The sequence below is a fragment of the Amycolatopsis sp. NPDC004747 genome (assembly GCF_053601335.1).
Window position 1 is genome coordinate 324,755 of sequence record NZ_JBSGBQ010000004.1, and the last position, 20,313, is coordinate 345,067.

The 20,313-nt window shown below is 74.4% G+C and carries 16 protein-coding genes; 9 read left to right on the forward strand and 7 right to left on the reverse strand.

The genetic code is table 11. The features are described 5' to 3' along the window. Nucleotides 1–4: 4 nt before the first annotated feature. From ACWEGE_RS08330 to ACWEGE_RS08350, 5 genes are all read right to left on the reverse strand, one after another. Nucleotides 5–325 carry a hypothetical protein gene (locus tag ACWEGE_RS08330; RefSeq protein ID WP_449659760.1) on the reverse strand — a complete coding sequence of 107 codons (321 nt, stop codon included), beginning with the start codon at nt 323–325 and terminating at the stop codon, nt 5–7. Nucleotides 326–505: 180 nt separating this feature from the next. Further along, nucleotides 506–2,509: a glycosyltransferase gene (locus tag ACWEGE_RS08335; protein WP_449659761.1), complete on the reverse strand. Its 2,004-nt coding sequence runs from the start codon at nt 2,507–2,509 to the stop codon at nt 506–508. Next, nucleotides 2,503–3,192: a DUF998 domain-containing protein gene (locus ACWEGE_RS08340; protein ID WP_449659762.1), complete on the reverse strand. Its 690-nt coding sequence runs from the start codon at nt 3,190–3,192 to the stop codon at nt 2,503–2,505. The genes ACWEGE_RS08335 and ACWEGE_RS08340 overlap by 7 nt, the downstream gene beginning before the upstream one ends. Nucleotides 3,193–3,578: 386 nt before the next feature. Next, nucleotides 3,579–5,081 (reverse strand): HAMP domain-containing sensor histidine kinase, encoded by a 1,503-nt coding sequence (locus tag ACWEGE_RS08345; RefSeq protein WP_449659763.1) that lies wholly within the window; start codon nt 5,079–5,081, stop codon nt 3,579–3,581. Then, nucleotides 5,078–5,767 (reverse strand): response regulator transcription factor, encoded by a 690-nt coding sequence (locus ACWEGE_RS08350; RefSeq protein ID WP_449659764.1) that lies wholly within the window; start codon nt 5,765–5,767, stop codon nt 5,078–5,080. Before ACWEGE_RS08350 ends, ACWEGE_RS08345 begins: the two co-directional genes overlap by 4 nt. 310 nt (nt 5,768–6,077) lie before the next feature. Between ACWEGE_RS08350 and ACWEGE_RS08355 the strand changes: the two genes are divergently transcribed. Next, entirely contained in the window at nt 6,078–8,786 is a 2,709-nt protein-coding gene (locus ACWEGE_RS08355; protein WP_449659765.1) for a BTAD domain-containing putative transcriptional regulator, read from the forward strand. Here ACWEGE_RS08355 and ACWEGE_RS08360 read toward each other — a convergent pair. Next, on the reverse strand, nt 8,783–10,018 hold the full coding sequence (locus ACWEGE_RS08360; RefSeq protein WP_449659766.1) for an MFS transporter: 1,236 nt from the start codon (nt 10,016–10,018) through the stop codon (nt 8,783–8,785). The two genes, ACWEGE_RS08355 and ACWEGE_RS08360, sit on opposite strands and share 4 nt — an antisense overlap. 58 nt (nt 10,019–10,076) lie before the next feature. Here ACWEGE_RS08360 and ACWEGE_RS08365 point away from each other — a divergent pair, with 58 nt between their 5' ends. Next, nucleotides 10,077–10,616 (forward strand): ArsR/SmtB family transcription factor, encoded by a 540-nt coding sequence (locus ACWEGE_RS08365; protein WP_449659767.1) that lies wholly within the window; start codon nt 10,077–10,079, stop codon nt 10,614–10,616. A 3-nt stretch (nt 10,617–10,619) separates the two neighbouring features. Here the strand turns inward: ACWEGE_RS08365 and ACWEGE_RS08370 are convergent, their stop codons facing one another. Further along, the gene (locus ACWEGE_RS08370) at nt 10,620–11,579 is read right to left on the reverse strand and encodes a LysR family transcriptional regulator (protein WP_449659768.1); all 960 of its coding nucleotides are present in this window, start codon (nt 11,577–11,579) and stop codon (nt 10,620–10,622) included. Between the two features lie 119 nt (nt 11,580–11,698). Between ACWEGE_RS08370 and ACWEGE_RS08375 the strand changes: the two genes are divergently transcribed. From ACWEGE_RS08375 to ACWEGE_RS08405, 7 genes are all read left to right on the forward strand, one after another. Next, nucleotides 11,699–12,499 (forward strand): alpha/beta hydrolase, encoded by an 801-nt coding sequence (locus tag ACWEGE_RS08375; protein WP_449659769.1) that lies wholly within the window; start codon nt 11,699–11,701, stop codon nt 12,497–12,499. A gap of 3 nt (nt 12,500–12,502) precedes the next feature. Then, entirely contained in the window at nt 12,503–13,297 is a 795-nt protein-coding gene (locus ACWEGE_RS08380; RefSeq protein ID WP_449659770.1) for an SDR family NAD(P)-dependent oxidoreductase, read from the forward strand. Nucleotides 13,298–13,449: 152 nt separating this feature from the next. Next, the gene (locus tag ACWEGE_RS08385; RefSeq protein ID WP_449659771.1) at nt 13,450–13,899 is read left to right on the forward strand and encodes a MarR family winged helix-turn-helix transcriptional regulator; all 450 of its coding nucleotides are present in this window, start codon (nt 13,450–13,452) and stop codon (nt 13,897–13,899) included. A gap of 156 nt (nt 13,900–14,055) precedes the next feature. Next, nucleotides 14,056–17,160: a BTAD domain-containing putative transcriptional regulator gene (locus ACWEGE_RS08390; RefSeq protein ID WP_449659772.1), complete on the forward strand. Its 3,105-nt coding sequence runs from the start codon at nt 14,056–14,058 to the stop codon at nt 17,158–17,160. A 99-nt stretch (nt 17,161–17,259) separates the two neighbouring features. Further along, nucleotides 17,260–18,186, forward strand: coding sequence for a 3-oxoacyl-[acyl-carrier-protein] synthase III C-terminal domain-containing protein (locus ACWEGE_RS08395; protein ID WP_449659773.1), 927 nt, complete (start codon nt 17,260–17,262; stop codon nt 18,184–18,186). A gap of 10 nt (nt 18,187–18,196) precedes the next feature. Further along, entirely contained in the window at nt 18,197–19,492 is a 1,296-nt protein-coding gene (lysA, locus tag ACWEGE_RS08400; protein ID WP_449659774.1) for a diaminopimelate decarboxylase, read from the forward strand. A gap of 3 nt (nt 19,493–19,495) precedes the next feature. Then, nucleotides 19,496–20,308: a hypothetical protein gene (locus tag ACWEGE_RS08405; protein WP_449659775.1), complete on the forward strand. Its 813-nt coding sequence runs from the start codon at nt 19,496–19,498 to the stop codon at nt 20,306–20,308. Nucleotides 20,309–20,313 lie beyond the last annotated feature (5 nt).

Genomic DNA, 20,313 nt, shown 5'->3' on the forward strand with positions numbered 1-20,313 from the left:
CGGCTCAGACGAAGTGGGCCGAGATCGGGCCGCTGAAGTACCCGCTGCCCGCGTAGGCCCACGAAGTGGCCGGGGCGCTGACGACCGGACCGCCGATCGTGCTGCAGCCGCGCTCGTTGCACGCGGTGCCGACCACGTAGTAGCGGCCGGAGTTGCACGACACCCCGACCCATTTGGCGTCGGCGCTGCGGTAGGTGGAGCATTCCACGGCCACCGTGTCCGTGGCCGCGTCGGCGCTCGCCGGTGTCACGCTCCAGCAGATCCCGCTCGCCGCCCCGGCGAGCACGAGCGCGCCGGGCACGACGGTCTTCCATCGGTTCCCCATGTGTTCCCCCCCTCGACGCGGGGCCACCGCCGGTGCGCCGGCCCCGCGTCAACGACCGTAATCCCGGCGACCCGGCCGGAACCGGCACGCGGCCGACGTCCGACCGGAACCGGCTGACCAGGTGGTTCCGGCGGTGGTGAACCACGGTGAGGCAGGTGTCACCGGCACTTTTGCCGGTGCTCACCGCACCGGCGCCACGACCGCCGGGCGGACCGCCACGTCCAGGTACACCCCTTCGAACGCGTCCAAGGTGGCGTCGAGGTCGTGGGCGGCGATCAGCTCGAGACTGGCCCGGCCCATCGCCGTCCGGGCCGGCTCGTCGGCCAGCACGGCGGTCAGCCGCCCGGCCAGTTCCGCGACGTCGCCGGGCGGGTAGAGCCAGCCGTTGCGCCCGGGCCGCACCAGGTGGGGCAGCGCCATCGCGTCCGCGGCGACGACCGGCTTGCCCGCGGCCATCGCCTCCATCGTCACCAGGCTCTGCAGCTCGGCGGTGCCCGGCATGCAGAACACCGTGCACCGCCGGTAGGCCCGGACCAGGTCCGCGTCCGGGACGAACCCGTGGAAGCGCACCCGATCCGCGACGCCCAGCCGGGCGGCGAGCGCTTCCAGCCGGGCGCGTTCGCTGCCGTCCCCGACGAGCTCGACGTGCACGTCGGAAGGCAGCAGGACGGCGGCCTCCAGCAGCTCGTGGACGTTCTTCTCCGCGTCCAGCCGTCCGACGAACAACACGCTCGGCGCGCCGGTGGCTTCGGCCGTCGACCCGGCGTAGTGCGCGCGGTCGACCCCGCAGGAGATGGCCAGCACCGGCCGGTGCAACCCGTTGCGTTCGAGCAGCCCGGCCGCTCTCGGCGTCGGGGTGGTGCACACCGTCGCCCGGCCGAAGACCCGGACGAGGTCGCGCCAGGCGAGCCGGGCCAGCGGGCGGTGGGTCCAGCGCGGCAGCGGGCCGTAGCCCAGCAGGTTCTCCGGCATGAAGTGGTTGGTGGCGACCACCGGGACGCCGGCCGCGGTGGCGGCGCGGACCGCGCCGCGGCCGACGAGGAAGTGCGCCTGGGTGTGCAGGACGTCGGGCTCGATCCCGGCGAGCAGCGCCGGCACGGCCGCGGCCGTCCGCCACGGCGGGCAGATCCGGAACGTCGGGTGGAACGGCGTGCGCACCGAACCGAGCCGGTGGACCGTCACCCCGGCCACCGTCTCGGTGAACGACTCGCCGCGGGGTGACGGGCAGAGGACGTGGACGTCGTGCCCGCGCGCGGCCAGCCCGGACGCCAGCCGGTGGGCGAAGTTCGCCGCGCCGTTGACGTCCGGCGGGTAGGTGTCGGCGGCGATCGCGATCCGCAGCGGGCCCTCGCGGCGCGTCCGGCGGACGGGCGCGGCAGGCACCGGCAGCGCGCGGGCGAGCAGCACGAGCCCGGCCACCGCGACGAACCCGGGCACGGCCAGGCCGGCCAGCTGCCCGGGAGTCAGTTCCCCGTAGGCGAAAACGCCGATGAGGACCGCGCTGAGCGGGTCGGCGACGGTGGTCGCGCCGGCCACGATCGGGGCGGGGCCGCTCGCGTAGGCCTGGTGCAGCAGCCACGCGCCGGCGAGGGTCGCCGCCACGGCCTCGGCGACCACGGCGACGGCCGCGCCGCCGGCGAGCGGCGCGACGGCCGCCGCCCGGATCAGCGCCGAGGTGAACCCGAAGAGGACCGCCGTGCCGAGCGCCGACAGCAAGGCGCGGGCCCGGCCGCGGGCGTACCGGGCGGCCACCGCGAGCGTGGCCGCGACAGGCAGTGCCCACTGCGCGGTCCCGAGAGCGGGGGCAGGCAGGGCGGCGTTCGTGGCGACGGCGGCCAGTGCGACGAACCCGGCCAGCCCCGCGACGCTCAACACGAGCGCGGCGAGGACGCTCCGGGTGAGCGGGGTTCGCGCGAACAGGACTGTGAGCACCAGGGTGAGCACGCCGATCGGCTGCACCACGGCGAGCGGGGCCATGGTGAGCGCGAGGACGTGCAGCGCGGCGCCCAGCCCGGCGAGCCCGATCCCGGCGTACCAGCCGGGCGTCCGCAGGATGGCGCGGATGCCGGACAGCCGCAGCGCCGGACCCGTGTCCGCGCCGCGGACGGCCCGGTGTTGCAAGTGGACGGTGCCGGCGAAGCAGCAGGCACCGGCGGCGGCGAGGCCGATGGCGAGGGTCAGCATGGTTTTCTCCCGGAACGCAGGACGGCGAGGGCAGCCTCGCCGAGCAGGACGAGGTAGACGACGAACACCAGCCGCTCGGTGAGCCCCTGGAACAGCGGCCCGTCGACGCCGCGCGACGGCGCGAGGAGCACGGGCAGCTGGCTCAGCAGGAAGACCGTGAGGGCGGCCCACGCCCAGTCGGTGGACCGCCGCAGCCGAGCGGCGAGCCCGCGGTGCGCCGGGTGGTTCGCGGCCCCCCGGGCGAGGAGCCCGGCCGCGGCGGGCAGGCTGACGAACAGCACCAGGCCCGCGTAGCGGTGGACCTCGGCGGAGAGCGTCATCGGCGCGCCGGTGGGGATGGTGGGGAAGAACGCGCAGAGCGTGAGGCCGGCACCCCAGCAGGCCGTCAGCGCGACGACGGGCCGCGTCACCGGCAGCCCGGCCCGGCTCAGCCCGGTCAGCAGAAAACCGGTGCCCGCGGCCATCATCAGCACGCAGACGGCGAACCCGGCGCCGTCGGACAGGGCGTAATCGCTGATCACCTGACGCACCGGATCGACCTCGGCGGCCAGGGTGACGTGCAACAGCAGGGCGGTGACCACGGACAGGCCGAAGCACGCGACCGCGGCGGCGGCCCACGGGCCACCGCCGCGGCCTTGCCGCGGTTGCGCGGCAGCGGGACGGATCGTTTCGACGGAGGACACGACTCGAACTTCGTGTCACCGGATGAAGAAACCTTAAGAACCGCCGCGGAGGTGATTAAGAAACGCGCTCAGACGCCGGCCGCGCGCGGGTTGGTGCTGCCGCTCGGGGTGAGGGGAGTGGGTGCTCACGGCGGCCGCGCGTGTGGGTTGGTGCTGCCGGCCGGCGCGGTGGCCGGTGGGCGCTTATGGCGGCCGCGCGTGTGGGTTGGTGCTGCCGGCCGGCGCGGTGGCCGGTGGGCGCTTATGGCGGCCGCGCGTGCGGGTCGGTGCCGCCCGAGGCGGTCAGGGCGCCGGCCGCGGCCGGAGGTTGGTGTCGCTGCTTGCGACGGCCGGGAAGCGGGCTTCGATGGCGGCCGCGCGCGGGTCGGTGCCGCCGCCCGGGGCGGTCAGGAACTGCGTTCCAGCGGCAGCCGCACCTGCAGTTCCGCGCCGCCGCCCGGGGCCGCGGCGGCCACCACGGTGCCCGCGTGCGTCCCGACGATCTGCGCCACGATGGCCAGCCCGAGGCCGGAGCCGGGCATCGACCGCGCCGCCGTGGCCCGGTAGAAGCGCTCGAAGACCTTCGGGCGGTCCTGTTCGTCGATGCCCGGTCCTTCGTCGGTGACCCTCAGCTCGGCGTAGCCGTCCCAGGTGGACAGCCGAACGCGCACCGTGCCGCCCGGCGGGCTCCACTTCGCCGCGTTGTCGAGCAGGTTCAGCACGACCCGGGACAGCCCGCCCGCCTGGCCGGTCAGGCTCGCCCGCGTGGCCGAGACCTCGAAGACCACCTGCGGCCAGCGCGCGCGGGCGCGGATGACCGCACCGTGGACCACGTCGGCCAGGTCGAGCGGGCCGGACGGCTCGGGGTCGGTGTTCTCCGCGGCCAGTTCGACCAGTTCGGTGGTGAGGGTGGTCAGCTCTTCGGCCTGGATCCCGAGGTCCCGCAGCAGCCGGGCCCGGTCGTCCGGGGCGAGCGACCGGCCGGAGGCGACCTGCTGCTCGGCGTAGGTGAGCAGTTCGACGTTGGCGCGCAGGCTGGTCAGCGGCGTCCGGAGCTCGTGCCCGGCGTCCTGGACGAGCTGCCGCTGGGCGGCCTTCGACGCGGCGAGCGCGGTCAGCAGGTGGTTGACCGCGGTGGCGAGCCGGGCGATCTCGTCGTGCCCGGCCACCGGGATCGAGCCGTCCAGGTCCTGCGTCTCGGCCACCTCTTCGACGGCCCCGGTGAGCCGGTGGACCGGCCGCAGGCCCGCGCGCGCGACACCCCAGCCCACCAGACCGGCGAGAGCGGCGCCGGCGAGGCCGATCCAGGTGAGCAGGGTCCGGAGGTCGTCGAGGGTTCCTTCGATGCCGACGACGCGGCTGGCCACCTGGACCGCGCCACCGCCGGGCCGAGGCGCGGTGCGCACCCGGTAGACCGTGTGGTCACCCGGGCCGGCGTCGCCGACGTCCTGGCCGCTCCCGCTCTCCGCGATGCGGACGGCGGCGGGAGCGGGTTCCGGCCCCAGCCAACCGGCCCCCGCCGTGGCGGCCACCGGGTGCCCGTGGCCGTCGAGGAACCGGACGACGAAGGGCGGCGGCGCGCCGGCGACCACGATCAGCCGCCGGATCTCGGGCGGCTGGTCGTCGTCCGCCCAGCTGTCCGGCAGCTCGTCGTCCGCCGCCCAGTTGCCCGGCAGCTCGTCGGCGCTGTGCAAGGTGCGAAGCGCTTCCCCGGGCGTCGCCGCCTTGGCGGCTTCGGCGGTGTCGGCGCGCATCCGGAGGTCCAGGTTCTCGTACATCCGGGCGTGCATCAGCCACCAGCCCGCCAGCGACACGACGACGACGGCGAGCGCGACGCCGAGCGTCGAGAGGACCGCGACCCGCGCACGCAGCGTGAGCCTGCGCCGGCCGAGGCCGCGCAGCAGCCTCACAGGGGGTCCTCGCGCAGGACGTAGCCGACGCCGCGGACGGTGTGCAGCAGCCGCCCGTCGCCGCCCGCTTCCAGTTTCCTGCGCAGGTAGCCGAGGTAGACGTCGAGGCTGTTGGAACTGCTGCCGAAGTCGAACCCCCAGACGTGTTCGAACAGGACGGACCGGGTCAGCACCTGCCGCGGGTGGCGCAGGAAGAGTTCGAGGATGGCGAACTCGGTGCGGGTCAGCCGCACCGGACGGCCCGCGCGCTCGACTTCCCGCGTGGCCGGGTTGAGCGCGAGGTCGGCGAAGCGCAGGTCGGCCGGCGCCTCGGGCACGGCTTCGTACCGCGCGCGCCGCAGCAGCGCCCGCACCCGCGCGAGCAGCTCCTGGAGGGAGAAGGGCTTGGCGAGGTAGTCGTCGGCACCGGCGTCCAGCCCCGCCACCCGCGCGGTGACGTCGCCGCGCGCGGTGAGCATCAGCACGGGCACGAGGTTCCCGCCCGCCCGCAGCCGTCGGCAGGTTTCCAGGCCGTCGAGCACCGGCATGGTGACGTCGAGGATGACCCCGTCGGGCTCCCGTTCGCGGATGACGTCGAGGGCGGCTTGGCCGTCTTTGGCGATCTCGACGGCGTAGCCCTCGAACCGCAGCGTGCGCGAGAGGGAGTCGCACACGGCGTCCTCGTCGTCGGCGATCACGATCAGCACCCTGCCGATTGTCCGAGACGGGCGGAGCGGCGGCCAGGCGCGGTCTTAAGAAACGGCTAAGAAGCCCGGCGGCGGGCGCGTCCCCCGACGACGCACCCGCCACCGGTGAGCGCGGGATGCGCCGGGGAGTCCCGGCGGAGGGCGCGACCCCCAACGACGCGCCCGCCACCGGGGCGGCCCCGGCATTCCCCCTCTTTCACCGTGGCCCTAGGGTTTCCGACGCCGTCCTCGTTTCGTCCTCGCGCCGGCATCCGCCGCTTCACCTGCGCGTTCGGCGAGCCGGGCGGCCTTGACGACCAGGGGGGATGCGATGAGGTTCCGGATTCTCGGGACGCTGGAAGTGCAGGCGTACGGGAGCCGGGTGGCCCTGGCGAGCCCGCGGCAGCAGCGCGCGCTCGCCGTCCTGCTGCTCAACGCGGGCGCCGTCGTCCCGGTGGAGCGCATGATCGACGCGCTCTGGGAGGACGATCCGCCGGCGACCGCCGCGAAGCAGGTGCGCAACTGCGTTTCCGCCCTGCGGGGCCGGCTCGGCGAGGCCGGCGCGGTGATCGTCACCGACGGGCCCGGGTACCGCCTGCAGGCCGACGCCGACGACCTCGACTCGCTCCGCTTCCGGCGGCACGTCACCGCCGCCCGCGCCCTTGCCGGGCAAGCCAAACTCGTCGACGCCGTCGACGAAATCCGCGCCGCGCTCGCCCTGTGGCGCGGCCCGGCGCTGGACGGGCTGCGGATCACCACGCTCGCCGGCCGGGCGGCGCTGCTCGACGAACAACGCGCCGACGCCGTCGAACTCTGTGCCGAATGGCGGCTGCGGCTCGGCGAAACGGCGGAAGTCGTCCGCGAGCTGACCGAGTTCTGCGGCGAGCACCCGACGCGCGAGCTGTCCCACCTGCTCCTGATGCGGGCGCTGGCCAAGGAAGGCCGGTACGCCGAGGCTTCGGCGTTGTTCCACGGCCTGCGCCGCCGGCTGGCCGACGAACTCGGCGTCGATCCGAACCCCGACCTGCGGCGGCTGCACGAACAGATCCTCGCCGAAGCCGCGCCCAGCGCCGAGGACGCCGAGGACGTCAAGGACGCCGAGCCGGAAAGCCTGCCGCACCACCGGTTCGACCGGGCGGTCACCGAACTGGCCGAAGCCGTCACGTGGCAGTGGCGCGCCGAGGCCGAACTGCGGTCGCTGCACCGGCCCCAGCCGATCATGCTGCGCTGGTCGGCGGCCGCGCGCGCCGGAAAGCCCGCGCGGCGCGGCGATCTCGACGACATCGCGGAGACGTTCACCGCGTTGCCCGTACGGCAGCTGGTGGTGCTCGGCGAGCCCGGCTCGGGCAAGTCCGTGCTCGCCCTGATGCTGACGCTCGAGCTGCTGCGCACCCGCGCCCCGGACGCCCCGGTGCCGGTCCTGCTGTCGCTGGCTTCGTGGGACCCGCGGCGGGACCACCTCGACCGGTGGCTGGCGGCCCGGCTCGCCGACAACCACCCGGCCCTGCTCAACGCCCGCGAGTACGGGGCGGGCGCCCCGACCCGGCTCGTCCTCGGCGGCCACGTCGTCCCGGTGCTCGACGGCCTCGACGAGATGCCGGCCGACCTGCGCGTCGCCGCGCTCGACGCGCTGGACCAGACCATGGGTGCCGGGCGCTCACTGGTGCTCACCTGCCGCTCGGCGGAGTACGAGCAGGTGCGGAGGGAATCCGGCACGGTGCTGGCCGCCGCCACCGTCGTGCGGCTCGAACCGGTCGCCCGGCAGGAGGCGATCACCTACCTGTCCGCACGCCACGGCGAAGACCGCTGGCGGCCGGTCGCCGAGAGGCTGCGGCGCGATCCGGACACGGCGCTGGCCCGGGTGCTGCGGACGCCGTTGATGGTCGACCTGGCGCGGATCGGCTACGGCCGTCCGCCGGCCGATCCGGCGGAACTGCTCGCCGCCGAGGACGCCGGAACCCTCGAAGGGCGGCTGCTGGACTCGTTCGTCCCCAACGCCTACGCGCAGGTGCCGCAGCCGCTGGGGCGGAACCCGAAGACGAGCCCGTCCGGGCAGTACACCGCGGAGCAGGCGACCCGCTGGCTCGGGTTCCTGGCCCGGCACCTCGAACGGGCGCGCAGCCGCGACCTGGCCTGGTGGCAGCTGTACCGCGCGGTGCCGGCCGGCACCCGGTCGGGCTTGGTCGGCGCGCTGGTCGCGGTGTTCTTCGTCATCACCGGCTGGGTCGACGACGGCCCGGTGCTGGCGGCGATCTACGGCCTGTCGTTCGGGGGCGCCGCATACCTGACCCACCGGTTCGGCAGGCCACCGGAGCCGCTGCGCACGGAGCTGCGCTTCGCCGGCGCGGCCGGGAAGTTCGCCGGCCGCTTCGCGATCGGTGCGGCGGTGGGGGTCCTGCTCGGCCTGGGCTGGTCGCTGGCGGCGGCCCTGGTCGTGCTCCTGGCGCTGGTGTTCGGCCTGGTGTTCGCGGTGCACGTGTGGCTGGCGAAGCCGGTCGACGCCAGCCGCGTGTCGAGCCCGCGGACGATCCTGCGCAACGAACGGACCGGCGCGATCGCGTTGTCCGTGTCGTTCATGGTGTCACTGGGCCTGTTCGACGGGATGGCGTTCGCCTTCACGGCCCAGACCCGGTTCCTCCCGGTGCTGGGCGGCCGCTACGACGTGGCGCTGGCGATCGCCGGCGGAGTCGCCGGGGCGTCGTTCGGGTTCTTCATGGCCCGCGGAACGGCGGCGCTGTGCTACGGCGTGGCGGGCGCGCTGGCGGGCGGCCAGGTGTTCCCGGCGGCGACGAACCCGGTGGCCCCGATCGTGGCGGGCGTGTGCTTCGGGGCGGGGATCGGCTTGGCGGTGCTGGTGACGCGGGCGTGGGGCAACTACTTCGTCCACCACGTGTGGCTGGCGGCGACGGGCCGCCTCCCGTGGCGCCTGATGCACTTCCTCGACGACGCCCACCGGCGCGGGGTGCTGCGGCAGACCGGGGGCGTGTACCAGTTCCGCCACGCGCGAGTGCAGGAAAGGCTGGCCGCCGTCGCCGGCTAGGCCGGACTCCGCAACGCGCTGCGTTCGGCTTCGGCCACCGCGCTTGCGGTCACCTTCGTCGCGCCGAAGGCGGTGGACATGGCGAGCAGGCTCATCACGGCGAACACCGTGGGCAGACCGGAGAACTGCGCGAGCAGGCCGCCCGCGAGCGCGCCGAGGGGCTTCGTGCCGTAGGCGACGAGCCGGTGCGAACTGTTGGTGCGTCCGAGCAGCCGGTCCGGGGTGATCCGCTGGCGCAGGGAGACCGTCGTGACGTTGGAGACGATGAGCCCGACTCCGCCGGCGAAGAAAGCGGCCCCGATGAGCACCGGGTCGGTCGTCACCGCCGGGGCCCCGAGCGACGCGCCGCCGAGGAAGTACGCGACGCCGATCGCGCGGGCCGCGCCCAGCGCACGTTCGACGCGTTCGGCGAAGAACGAACCGGCCAGGCAGCCGGCCGCGAGCAGGCTGAGCAGCCAGCCGTAGGCCGCCTCCGACAGGCCCAGCGCCGAACCCGGCCCGACCGCATACAGCACGAGAACGGCCTGGATCGCGCTGCTCGCGAAGTTGAAGACGCCCGTCATCAGCGTGAACGTGCGCAGGATGCCCGTGCGCCACACGAAGCGCAGCCCCTCGGCGATCTCGGCGCGCAGGACGGGCCGCCGGTCGGTGGCCGCCACCTTGAACGAGCCGCGGACGGACAGCAGGACGGCGACCGCCACCGCCCACAGGACGATCGGTGTGCCCAGCGACAGGGTCGCCGCGGTGGCGACGAGCAGACCGGCCGCCGGGGGACCGGCGAGCTCCAGCGCCGTCGTCTCGGCCGCGTACAGCCGGCTGTTCGCTCTCGGCAGCTCGTCGCGCCCGACCAGCTGCGGCACGATCGCCTGGGAAGCCGTGTCGTAGCAGGTCTCCGCGATGCCCGTGCCGAGCGCGGCGACGTACAGGAGCCAGATGGAGCCGGCGTCGAGCAGCACGGCCCCGAGCAGCCCGGCGAGCAGGGTGGCGCGGGCGGCGTTCGCCAGCAGCATCAGCGAGCGCCGGTCCCGGCGGTCGGCGATCGCGCCGGCCGGCAGGGCGAAGACCAGCCACGGCAGCGTGAAAGCCAGCGTCAGCCCCGCGATCAGGGGCGGCGACCGGGTGTAGCCGATCGCCAGCAGCGGGAGCGCGAACTTGAGGATCCCGTCGGCGAGGTTGGACAGGGCGGCCGACGTCCACAGCCGCCAGTACTTCCCTCCGAGCGTTGTCCCCATTGATAGAGAATTTCACATCGATGGAGAAAAGTCCATCAGTGTGCACTAGGCTTCGCCCATGGCTGATCCCGGAGGTGCTTCCGCGTCGATGCCGCGGCGCGAGGCGACGGTGAGCGAGGCGAAGGCCCTGGCCCACCCGCTGCGGCTGCGCATCCTGCGGCTCTGCTGGCAGGGCGAGCTGACGAACAAGCAGCTGGCCGACCGGCTCGGGCGCGACCCCGGGACGATCCTGTACCACGTGCGGCAGCTGCTGGAGGCGCGCCTGCTCGAACCGGCGCCCGTCCGCACCGGGGAAAGCGGCGCGCTGGAGAAGCCCTACCGCGCCAAGGCGCGGTCGTGGTGGCTCGACGACCCGCCGAACACCGAAGCCGACGCGGCCTTCGCGCCCATCGAAGCGGTGCAGGAGGAGCTGCGCGCGGCCGGCCCCGACTCGGTGCGCACCTTCCTCCGCTTCGCCGTCCACCTGTCCGCCGAGGACGCGGCGGAGCTGGAGCGCGGGATCGTCGCGCTCGTCGAGCAGTACGTGTCCACGGACACCGAGCGGTCGGCCGAGCCCGCGTACGGCGGGATGATCGTGCTGCACCGCCTGGCCGAGTAGGCCTCAGGCGACGGTGAGGTCCTCCGGCGGTGCCCACAGCGGCGCCCCGTCCGCCCGCTCGGGGTGCCGCCAGTGCCGCCGCGCGGCGGTCTCCTCCGCCACGGCCAAGAACGCCAGGACGCTCTCCGCCCGTTCGCCCTCCCGCCAGGCCAGCGACCACGGGTACACCGGCTGCAGCTCCCGCGGCCGGTACGCCGGGATGCCGAGCTCGCCGTACCGCCGGGCGTAGCTGTCGAACTCCAGCAGGTAAGCGCTGTCCGGCGCGCGCGTGAGGGCCGCGTGGCAGGTGTCGAACGTGCCCGGGTTGCCCAGCCAGCGCAGGGCCAGCCCGGTGTGCTGCTCCAGCGAACTCAGGTACCGGCCGTGGACGTTGTACAGCGCCGTGCCGGGTGCGTCCGCGAAGACCTCGAGGGGACGCTCGTGCACCGACACCGACGGCCGGCGTGGGTCGCCCGGGCGGCCGACCAGGCGGAACGGCTCCAGCCGCAGCAGCTTGTGCTGCCAGCCCGCCGGGTTCGCCGCCTGCATCGCCTGGGTGACGCGGATGATCGCGACGTCGAGCTGGTCCTCGAGCAGCGCCGCGAGCTGGCGGGCACTGTCCATCTGGCTCTGGACGAGCCGGACGCCGGGGTGGGCCGTGTGGAAGGCGTCCGCGACCACCCGGCTGGTGTCCAGCTCGAAGATGTGGGCGATCCGCACGTGGTGCGGGGCGGGCTCGCGCAGCATCAGGTCCGCCGTCGCCAGCAGCTGCCGGGCCAGCTGCAGGAACCGTTCGCCGCGCGGGGTGAGGGCCACGTGGCGGCTGTCGCGGACCAGCAGGGCGCCGCCGACGTCGGCTTCGAGCTTGCGGATCTGCTTGGACAGCGTCGGCTGGCTGATGAAGAGCTTGGCCGCGGCCCGGCCGAAGTGCAGTTCGTCGGCGAGGGTGACGAAGTACCGCACCAGCCGGAGGTCGAGGTCCACGCCGACGATGCCACCACGGCTATCGATCCGGGCGCAACAGGTCTTGGACGCCGGCCCGCCGATCGGGTTGGCTACGGGGACCGCGGTTTCGAAGGGAACCGGGCGAACTGGAGGATCCGATGGCCGAGCCGGGCACCCCCGTCGTGTTCATCCACGGGCTGTGGCTGCACGCCACCTCGTGGGAACCCTGGATCGAGCACTTCCGGGCGGCCGGGTACGCGCCCGTCGCGCCGGGCTGGCCGCACGAGCCGGAAACCGTCGAGCTGGCCCGGGCGAACCCGGACGCCGTCGCCGACATCACCATCGACGAGGCGACCGAGCACTACGCGTCGGTCATCGCCGGCCTCGAGCGGCCGCCGGTGCTTATCGGGCACTCCTTCGGCGGGCTGATCACCGAGAAGCTGCTGGGGCAGGGGATCGGCCGCGCCGGCGTCGCCATCGATCCCGCGCAGATCAAGGGCGTCCTGCCGCTGCCGCTGGCCCAGTTGCGCGCGGGCCTGCCGGCACTGGGCAACCCCGCGAACCTCCACCGCGCGGTGTCGCTGACCGAAAAGGAGTTCCGGTTCGGCTTCGGCAACGCGCTGAGCGACGACGAATCGGCGGAGCTGTACCGGCGCTGGACGATCCCGTCGCCGGCCCGGCCGCTGTTCCAGGCCGCCGCCGCGAACTTCGTGCTGCACTCCCAGGCCGCGGTCGACACCGGCCGCGCGGACCGCGGCCCGCTCCTGCTGATCTCCGGCACCGCCGACCACACCGTCCCCGACGTCGTCACCCGCTCGACCTTCAAGCAGTACCGGGACTCCGCGGCGGTCACCGAGCTGAAGCAGTTCGAGGGCCGCGGCCACTCGCTGACCATCGACAGCGGCTGGCGCGAGGTCGCCGACGCCGTGCTCGGCTGGCTGCGCGAGCAGGGGGTCTAGCCGGTGGACCTGGGACTGGACGGCGCGGTCGCGGTCGTCACCGGAGCCAGCCGCGGCATCGGCCTGGCCGTCACCGAAACCCTGGTCGCGGAAGGCGCCCACGTCGTGGCCGGTGCGCGCGTCCCGGGGCCGGACCTGGAAGCCCTCGTCCAGGCGGGCAAGGCGCACGCGCTCGCCGTCGACCTCGGCACCGCCGACGGCCCGGGCCGGCTCGCCGAGCTGGCGCTGGCCGAGTTCGGGCGGATCGACGTCCTGGTCAACAACGTCGGCGCCGTCACCCCGCGGCCGAACGGCTTCCTGCTGGTCACCGACGACGAGTGGACGCGGTCGGTGACGCTGAACCTGCTGAGCGCGGTCCGCGCCACCCGCGCGGTGCTGCCGACGATGGTGACCGCGGGCCGGGGGAGCGTCGTCACGGTCGCCTCGGTCAACGCGGTGCTGCCCGACCCCGGCGTCATCGACTACAGCGCGGCGAAAGCGGCGCTGGTCAACTTCACGAAGTCGCTGTCGAAGGAGTTCGGGCCACGCGGCATCCGCGCCAACGCGATCAATCCGGGCCCGGTCGCGACGGACCTGTGGCTCGGTGCCGGCGGGGTGGCCGAAACGCTCGCGACGGCGACGGGGGCGAACCCGGACGCGGTGGCCGAGGAGGCCGCCGGGCACGCCGCCACCGGCCGGTTCACCCGGCCCGCGGAGGTGGCGAACCTGGTGGCGTTCCTGGCCAGTGACCGGGTGGCGGGCAACATCACCGGCGCGACACTGGCCATCGACGGCGGCTACGCCACGGAAATCCACTGACCGTCCGCCGGAACCGGCCGGTGCGCGGCGCCCGGCACTGTCCTCAATGGACAGCCAGGAGCCGTCCGGCCGGTTTCCGGCGGCGGGTGGGGCCCGATTGCGGGACTTTCCCGCAATTGTGCCGGCCCGCGAGCGCCCCTATGCTCGCCGGCATGCCCGCTTCCTCGCCCGACCGGCCGCGCGCGTTGCTGCGCTCGCCCACCTACGTGATGGGCCAGCTGCACCGCCGCGGCGTCGGCCGGATCGACCCGGTGCTGGCCGGGCACGGGATGGCTCTGCGCGACTACTACGTGCTGGTCTGCATCGGCGAGTCGGGCCCGCTGTCCCAGCAGCGCGTCGCCGACCGGCTCGGCCTCGACCGCAGCGACCTGGTGAAGGTGCTCGACCGGCTGGAGGCCGCCGGCCGGGTGTCGCGGGAGCGGGACACCGAGGACCGCCGCCGGCACGTCCTCACGCTCACCGAGCGCGGCCAGGCCACCGTGGGTGAGGTCGAGGAGGTCTCGAGCGCGGTGACCGGTGAACTGCTCGCCCCGCTGAGCCCGGGGGAGCGGGAGACGTTGCACCGGCTGCTGCTGAAGGCCTTCGGGCAGCCGTCCGTCTGAGCTCGATCGCTCCACAATGGATGGTCCCGCTGGCGCTCCGGCGCGTGGGACGCCGGCCGCCCGCACTCGGCCGATCGGGTGGGCTGCCTGCCCTTGGTCGTACCCGCGGTGACCGGTCCCCGGCACGAGCGCCGCGGCGCTGGCAGAATCGGGTGAGTGGACACGGGCAGGGGAGGCCATCCGCACACCGAGCGCGCCGCCGCGGCCGGGGAGCCGTTCTCGGCGCTGCTCCGGCGGCGCCGGGGTGAACTGGGCATCACGCAGGCCGAACTCGCGCGGCGCGCCGGCGTCAGCGTGCGGGCCGTGCGCTACCTCGAACAAGGCCGGACGCGGAACCCGCGGAAGGCGTCGATCCGCCAGCTGGTCGCCGCGCTCGAACCGCGGCCCGGTGCGCCGGCCGGGGCCACCACCCGGGTCGGGGTGCTCGGGCCGCTGCTCCTCGAGGCCCACGGCCGGCAGCAGCACCTCGGCAACACGCGGTGGGCGCGGCTGCTCGGCCTGCTGGCCCTGCAGCCGAACCGGCCGGTCGCCGTGGACGACATCGTCGAGGTCCTCTGGGGCGGCCGGCCGCCCCGGTCCCACCTCGACCTGATCGGCAGCGCGGTGCGCCGGTTGCGGGCCCTGCTGCACCCGCAGCTGCGGCTGGAGGCCACCGGCCACGGCGGCTACCGGCTCGAAGGGGCGCCCGAGCAGCTCGACGTCCTGCGGTTCGACGCCCGGCTCGACGAGGCCAAGGCCGCGCGGGCCGTCGGCGACGTCGAGGGGGCCTTCCGCGCCCTCGACGAGGCGATGGGCTGCTGGCGCGGCCCGGTGCTCGCCGGGCACGACGCCCTGCAGCAGCACACCACCGTGGCCGCCCTTTCCCGGCGGCGGTTGTCCGCCGCTCTCGCCCACGCCGACGCGGGGATCGCGCTCGGGCGGCACGACGAGGTCGTCGCCCAGCTGGAGACCGTGCGCGACGACGAACCGCTGCACGAGGGCCTGCACGCGCGGCTGATGGTCGCGCTCGCCGGCAGCGGGCAGCAGGCGGCCGCCCTCGCGCTGTTCGACGCCCTGCACGCACGGCTGGCGAGCGAACTCGGCATCGAGCCGGGGCCGGAGGTCCGGGCGGCCCAGCTGCACGTCCTGCGCCAGGAGGTGCCCGCCGCGGCCCGGCCGTTCGGCAGCAGCAACTACCTCCCGCGCGACGTCGACCACTTCGTCGGCCGCGCGGCCGAGACCGTCCGGCTGGCCGGCGCCGCCGGCCGGGCCGCGGTGTACGGCCTCTGCGGGATGGCGGGCGTCGGCAAGACCGCGCTGGCCGTCCACCTCGGCCACCGGTTCGCCGACCGCTTCCCGGACGGCCAGCTGTTCGCCGACCTGCACGCCCACGGCTCGGACGGCCCCCTCGCGCCCGAGGCCGCGCTCGATTCGCTGCTGCGCCAGCTCGGCGTGGACGGCGCCCGGATCCCCGAACGGCTGGACCAGCGCGCCGCGCTCTGGCGGTCGCTGCTGGTGGGCCGCAACGCGCTGGTGGTGCTCGACGACGCGGCCGACGCCGCCCAGGTGCGCCCGCTGCTGCCCGGCGGCCCGGGCTCGCTCGTGCTGATCACCAGCCGGGCCCGGCTGACCAGCATCGACGCCGTCACCACGCTGTCGCTGGACGTCCTCGCCCCGGCCGAAGCCGCGCAGCTGATCACCCGGGTCGCCGGCGAGGACCGCACGGGGAACGACCCGGCGGTCGGCGAGATCGCCCGGCTCTGCGGCTACCTGCCGCTCGCGCTGCGCATCGCCGCCGCCCGGCTCCGCGACCGTCCGCTGTGGACGGTGACGTACCTGGCCTGCCTGCTGCGCGACGAGCACCGGCGGCTGGCCGAGCTCAGCACCGGCGACCGCGGCGTCGGGGCGGCGTTCACCCTCTCCTACCGCCAGCTCACCGAGCCGCAGCAGCGGTTGTTCCGGCTGCTCGGCGAATTCCCCGGAACCGACGTCGACGCCTTCGCCGCCGCGGCGATCACCGGCCGCGAACCGCGCGAAACCGAACGGCTCCTCGAAGAACTGGTCGACGTCCACCTGCTGGCCCAGCCCGCGCTCGGGCGCTACCGGTTCCACGACCTGATCCGCGACCACGCCCGCGCCACCGCACTGGCCGGCCCCGCCGCCGCCCGGGAGGCGGCGGCGAGCCGGATGTTCGACTACTACCTGCACGTCGCCGGGCGCGCGGCCGACGTGCTGGAGCCGACCAGGAAACGGTTCCCGCCGGCCGGCTCCCCGCCGGCGTGCGCGCCGGAGTTCGGCTCCGCCGCGGCGGCGCTCGCCTGGCTGGAGGCCGAGCGGGCCACCCTCGCCGCGGTCGCCGCGGCGGCGGCCGGCCGGGACCGGCCGCACCACTGCTGGCAGCTCGTCCAGACGCTGTGGCGGTTCTACTTCGTCCGCGGGCACGTGCACGACTGGATCCGGACGCACCGGCTCGCCTTGACGGTGGTCCGTGACCTGGGCGACCGGGCGGCGGAAGCGGAGCTGCGCAAGAACCTGGGCCTCGGCCACTGGCGCAGCGGCGACTTCGCGGAGGCGGTCGGCCAGCACCACCTCGCACTGGCGCTCGACCGGGCGAACGAAGACGAGTGGGGCCAGGCCAAGACCCACAACCACCTGGGCTTCATCCACGCCCGCGGCGGCAGCCACGACGAAGCGCTCGCCCACCACCGCCGCGCGGTGGAGCTGTACGCCGCGACCGGCGACCGCTGTGGCGAAGCACGAGCCCTGGTGGGCCTCGGCGACCTGCACTACCACGCGGGCCGCCGGGCGGAGAGCGCGGCGGACTTCCAGCGCGGCCTGGACCTCGCCCACGAGGTGGGCGACCGCTGGGGCGCCGCACTGGCGGCCATCGGCCTGGGCTTCACGGCGTCCCCCCGGCACGCCCGCCGCCACCTCGAACGCGGCCTGGAGGACGCCCGTGCGGCGGGGGACCGGTGGGGCGAAAGCATGGCGCTGACGGGATTGGGCATGGTCCGCCACGCCGAGGGCGACACCCCGGAGGCGGCGAACTGCCTCCGCCAGGCGGTCACCCTGGCCCAGGAGGTCGGCGACCGCTGGTGGGAGCGCATGGCCACCACGGCACTGGGCCGGGTCCACGCGGCGCTCGGGCACACCGCCGAAGCGGTGTCGCACCACGAGCGGGCGGTGAAGCTGGCGCGGGAGCTGGCCGACGAGGCCGCGCTGGCGGAAGCGTCGGCCGCGCTGGCGGAAACGCGCCCGGCGCGCCGGAAGGTGCGCGCCTGAGCGCGGTCAGCCTGCCGTCAGTGCCCGGTCAGCGTGCGCCGCGATTCTTGAGCGGTCCGAGAAAAGCGGTGGCGAACCCCGACAGGAGTTGACGGCGCGATGACTTCGCTGGTTGCGGTGTCCACCTACGTGCCGACGACCGTCCCGATCGAAGCGCTGCAGGACGAGCTGGCGCTCGACTCCGGGCAGGTGCGCCGGTTCCGGCGGATGTACGGGCTGGATCGGGTCTGCCGGTCGGAGGAATCCGAAGCGGACATGGTGCTCGGCGCGGTCAGCAAGCTCGATTCCCTGCGTGGCCGGGAAGAGCGCGTCCGGTACGTCGTGCGGGCCAAGACGATGCCCGCCGCGAACCCGTACCCGGTCGATCCGATGGTCGACGTGCGGGAGGTGCTCGGGCTCACCCACGCGACCCTGTTCACCCTCACCGACCACGCCTGCGCCTCCGGGCTGCTGGCCGTCGACCTGTGCGGCACGCTGCTGGCCGCCGACGGCGATCCCGACGCGCTCGCCCTCGTCCTCACCGGCGAGAAGGCCTTCACCCACTCCGCGCAGGTCATCCCCGACACCGCGATCATGGGCGAGGCCACCGCCGCGGTGCTCGTCGGGCCGGGGGAAGACTCCGACACCCTGCTCGGCTACGCCACCACCACCCTCGGCGGCCCGGGCGGCGAAGTCATCCTCGACGACGAGCAGGCCGCCGAGTTCCGGCAGATCTACCCCGGCGCGGTCGCCGACGTCGCGCGGGAAGCCGTGGCGGCCGCCGGGCTGACCGTCGACGACATCGACCTCGTGCTGCCGCACAACGTCAACAAGATCTCCTGGGTCCGCGCGAGCGCGGCGCTCGGCATCCCGCGTTCGAAGATCTTCCTGCGGAACGTCGGGGTGACCGGGCACTGCTTCTGCGCCGACCCCTTTCTCAACTACCACGCCGCCAACGGCCTCGGGCTGATCGCGCCCGGCGCCTGCTACCTGATGATTTCCGTCGGCCTGGGGTCGACGTTCTCCGCCATGGTCTTCCGGAAATGAGGAGCGCTGCATGAGTGTCGAATTCGAGATCTCCGGGGTCGGCATCGCCGAGCTCGCGGAGCGGTACGGCACCCCGCTCTTCGTCTACGACGGCGACGAACTGGGCGGCCGGCTGCTGGGCCTGCGCGGACAACTGCACCCGCGGCTGGAAATCTTCTATTCGCTGAAGTCCAACCCGAACATCTCGGTGTGCGCGCTGCTGCACGCCCACGGCGCGCGGGCCGAGGTGTCGTCGATGGCCGAGCTGATCACCGCGCGGCGCGCCGGGGTCGCCGGCGAGGACATCATCTTCCTCGGCCCCGGCAAGAGCGCCGCGGAACTGGCCGCCTGCCTGGACGAAGGCGTCTACACCGTCGTCTGTGAATCGTTCGGCGAACTGGCGATGCTCGACGGACTCGCGCGAGAACGCGGCATCGAAGCGCGCGTCGCGTTGCGGGTGAACCCGAGCTTCGCGGTCAAGGGCTCGGGCCTGACCATGGGCGGCAAGCCGCGCCAGTTCGGCATCGACGAAGAGCAGCTGCTCGCCGCGACCGACCTGGTGGAGCGGCACCCGCACCTGCGGCTGATGGGCGTGCAGGTCTACATGGGCACCCGGATCCTCGACGAGGAGCCGATCGTCGAGAACACCCGGCGCATCTTCGAGCTGGCCGAACGGGTTTCGCGGCAGCTGGGGTTCCCGCTCGAGATGGTCGACGTCGGCGGTGGCCTCGGCGTGGCGTACTTCGACGGCGAGAAGGACCTCGACCGCGACCGGCTCGCCTCGATGCTGAACCCGGTGATCGACGAGTTCGCGCGGCGGCACCCGGCGACGCGGCTGGTCATGGAGCTCGGCCGGTACCTGGCCGCCACGGCCGGGACCTACGTCGTCCGCGTCCGCTACACCAAGACTTCGCTGGGCCAGAACTTCGCCGTCGCCGACGGCGGCACGAACCACCACATGGCCGCCGTCGGCATCGGCTCCTACGTCAAGCGCGACTTCCCGATCCGGTTGCTCAACCGCATCGACGAGCCCGCCACCGAAACCTGGCAGATCACCGGGCCGCTGTGCACGCCCAACGACGTGCTCGCCAAGAAGGCCGCGCTGCCGCCGGTCCGCCCCGGCGACCTGATCGGCGTCACGCGGTCCGGTGCCTACGGCCCGACGGCGTCCCCGGTGCTGTTCCTCAGCCACGGCTACCCGGCCGAGGTGATCGTCCACAACGGACAGCACTACCTGGTCAGCGAGCGGGACGAGCCCGCGGACCTGTTGCGCCGCCAGCACCTGCACGAGTTCGCCGCGCCGGTCGCGGTGGGTGCGGAGCGCTAGCCGATGTACCGCGCGTCCGCGACCACCTTGTCCACCGCGCCCGCGCCGGGCCTGCAGCCCCTGCCGCTGCGCCTGGCGCTGGCGACCCGGCGTGAATTCGGGCCGGGCGAACGGGAGATCGACGTCCCCGCGCTGCACCGGTACTTCGCCGACCTCAGCCGCGGGCACGACATCGGCTTCCGGCCCGGCCGGGTGACGCGGGCGCGCGGCAACCCCTTCCTCGCGATGGCTCGCGAGCTGCTCGCCGGGCAGCTGTCCGGCGAGCGGGTCGACCTCGCGATCGTCGCCCACGCGGCGCCCGAATTCGACCCGCGGCTCTCGGCGCCGGTGAACCTCACCGCCGTGCTGCCCGGCAACCCGCTGGTGTTTTCCGTTTCGGGGCAGGGCAGCCTGGCCCCGTTCACCGCGCTGCGGATCGCCGGCTCCTACACCCGGCGCCACGGCTACCGGCGGGTCCTGGTGCTGATCATGGACCAGGGTGTCACGCCGTACGACACCCCGGACCGGATCGGCGACGCCGCGACCGCCCTGCTGTTCGAGACCGGTGGCTCCCGGACGGTCCGCGTCGGCTACGAACCCGAAGCGGTGCCCGGCGCCCTGCCGGGCTTCGAGCCGGCGGACACCGTCGTCGTCGGCCGCGGGCTCGCCGCGCTGGGCTGCCCGCCGGACGCGATCGTGGCACCGCCCGGATTCCCGTGCACCGGGCTCTGGGCGCCGCTCGTGGCCGCTCCGGCCGCCGAATCGGTGCTGCTGGCCGACTACGACCCGCGCCGCGGTGCGCTGGGGATCTGCGTGGTGGCCGCCGGATCCGATTGACGCGG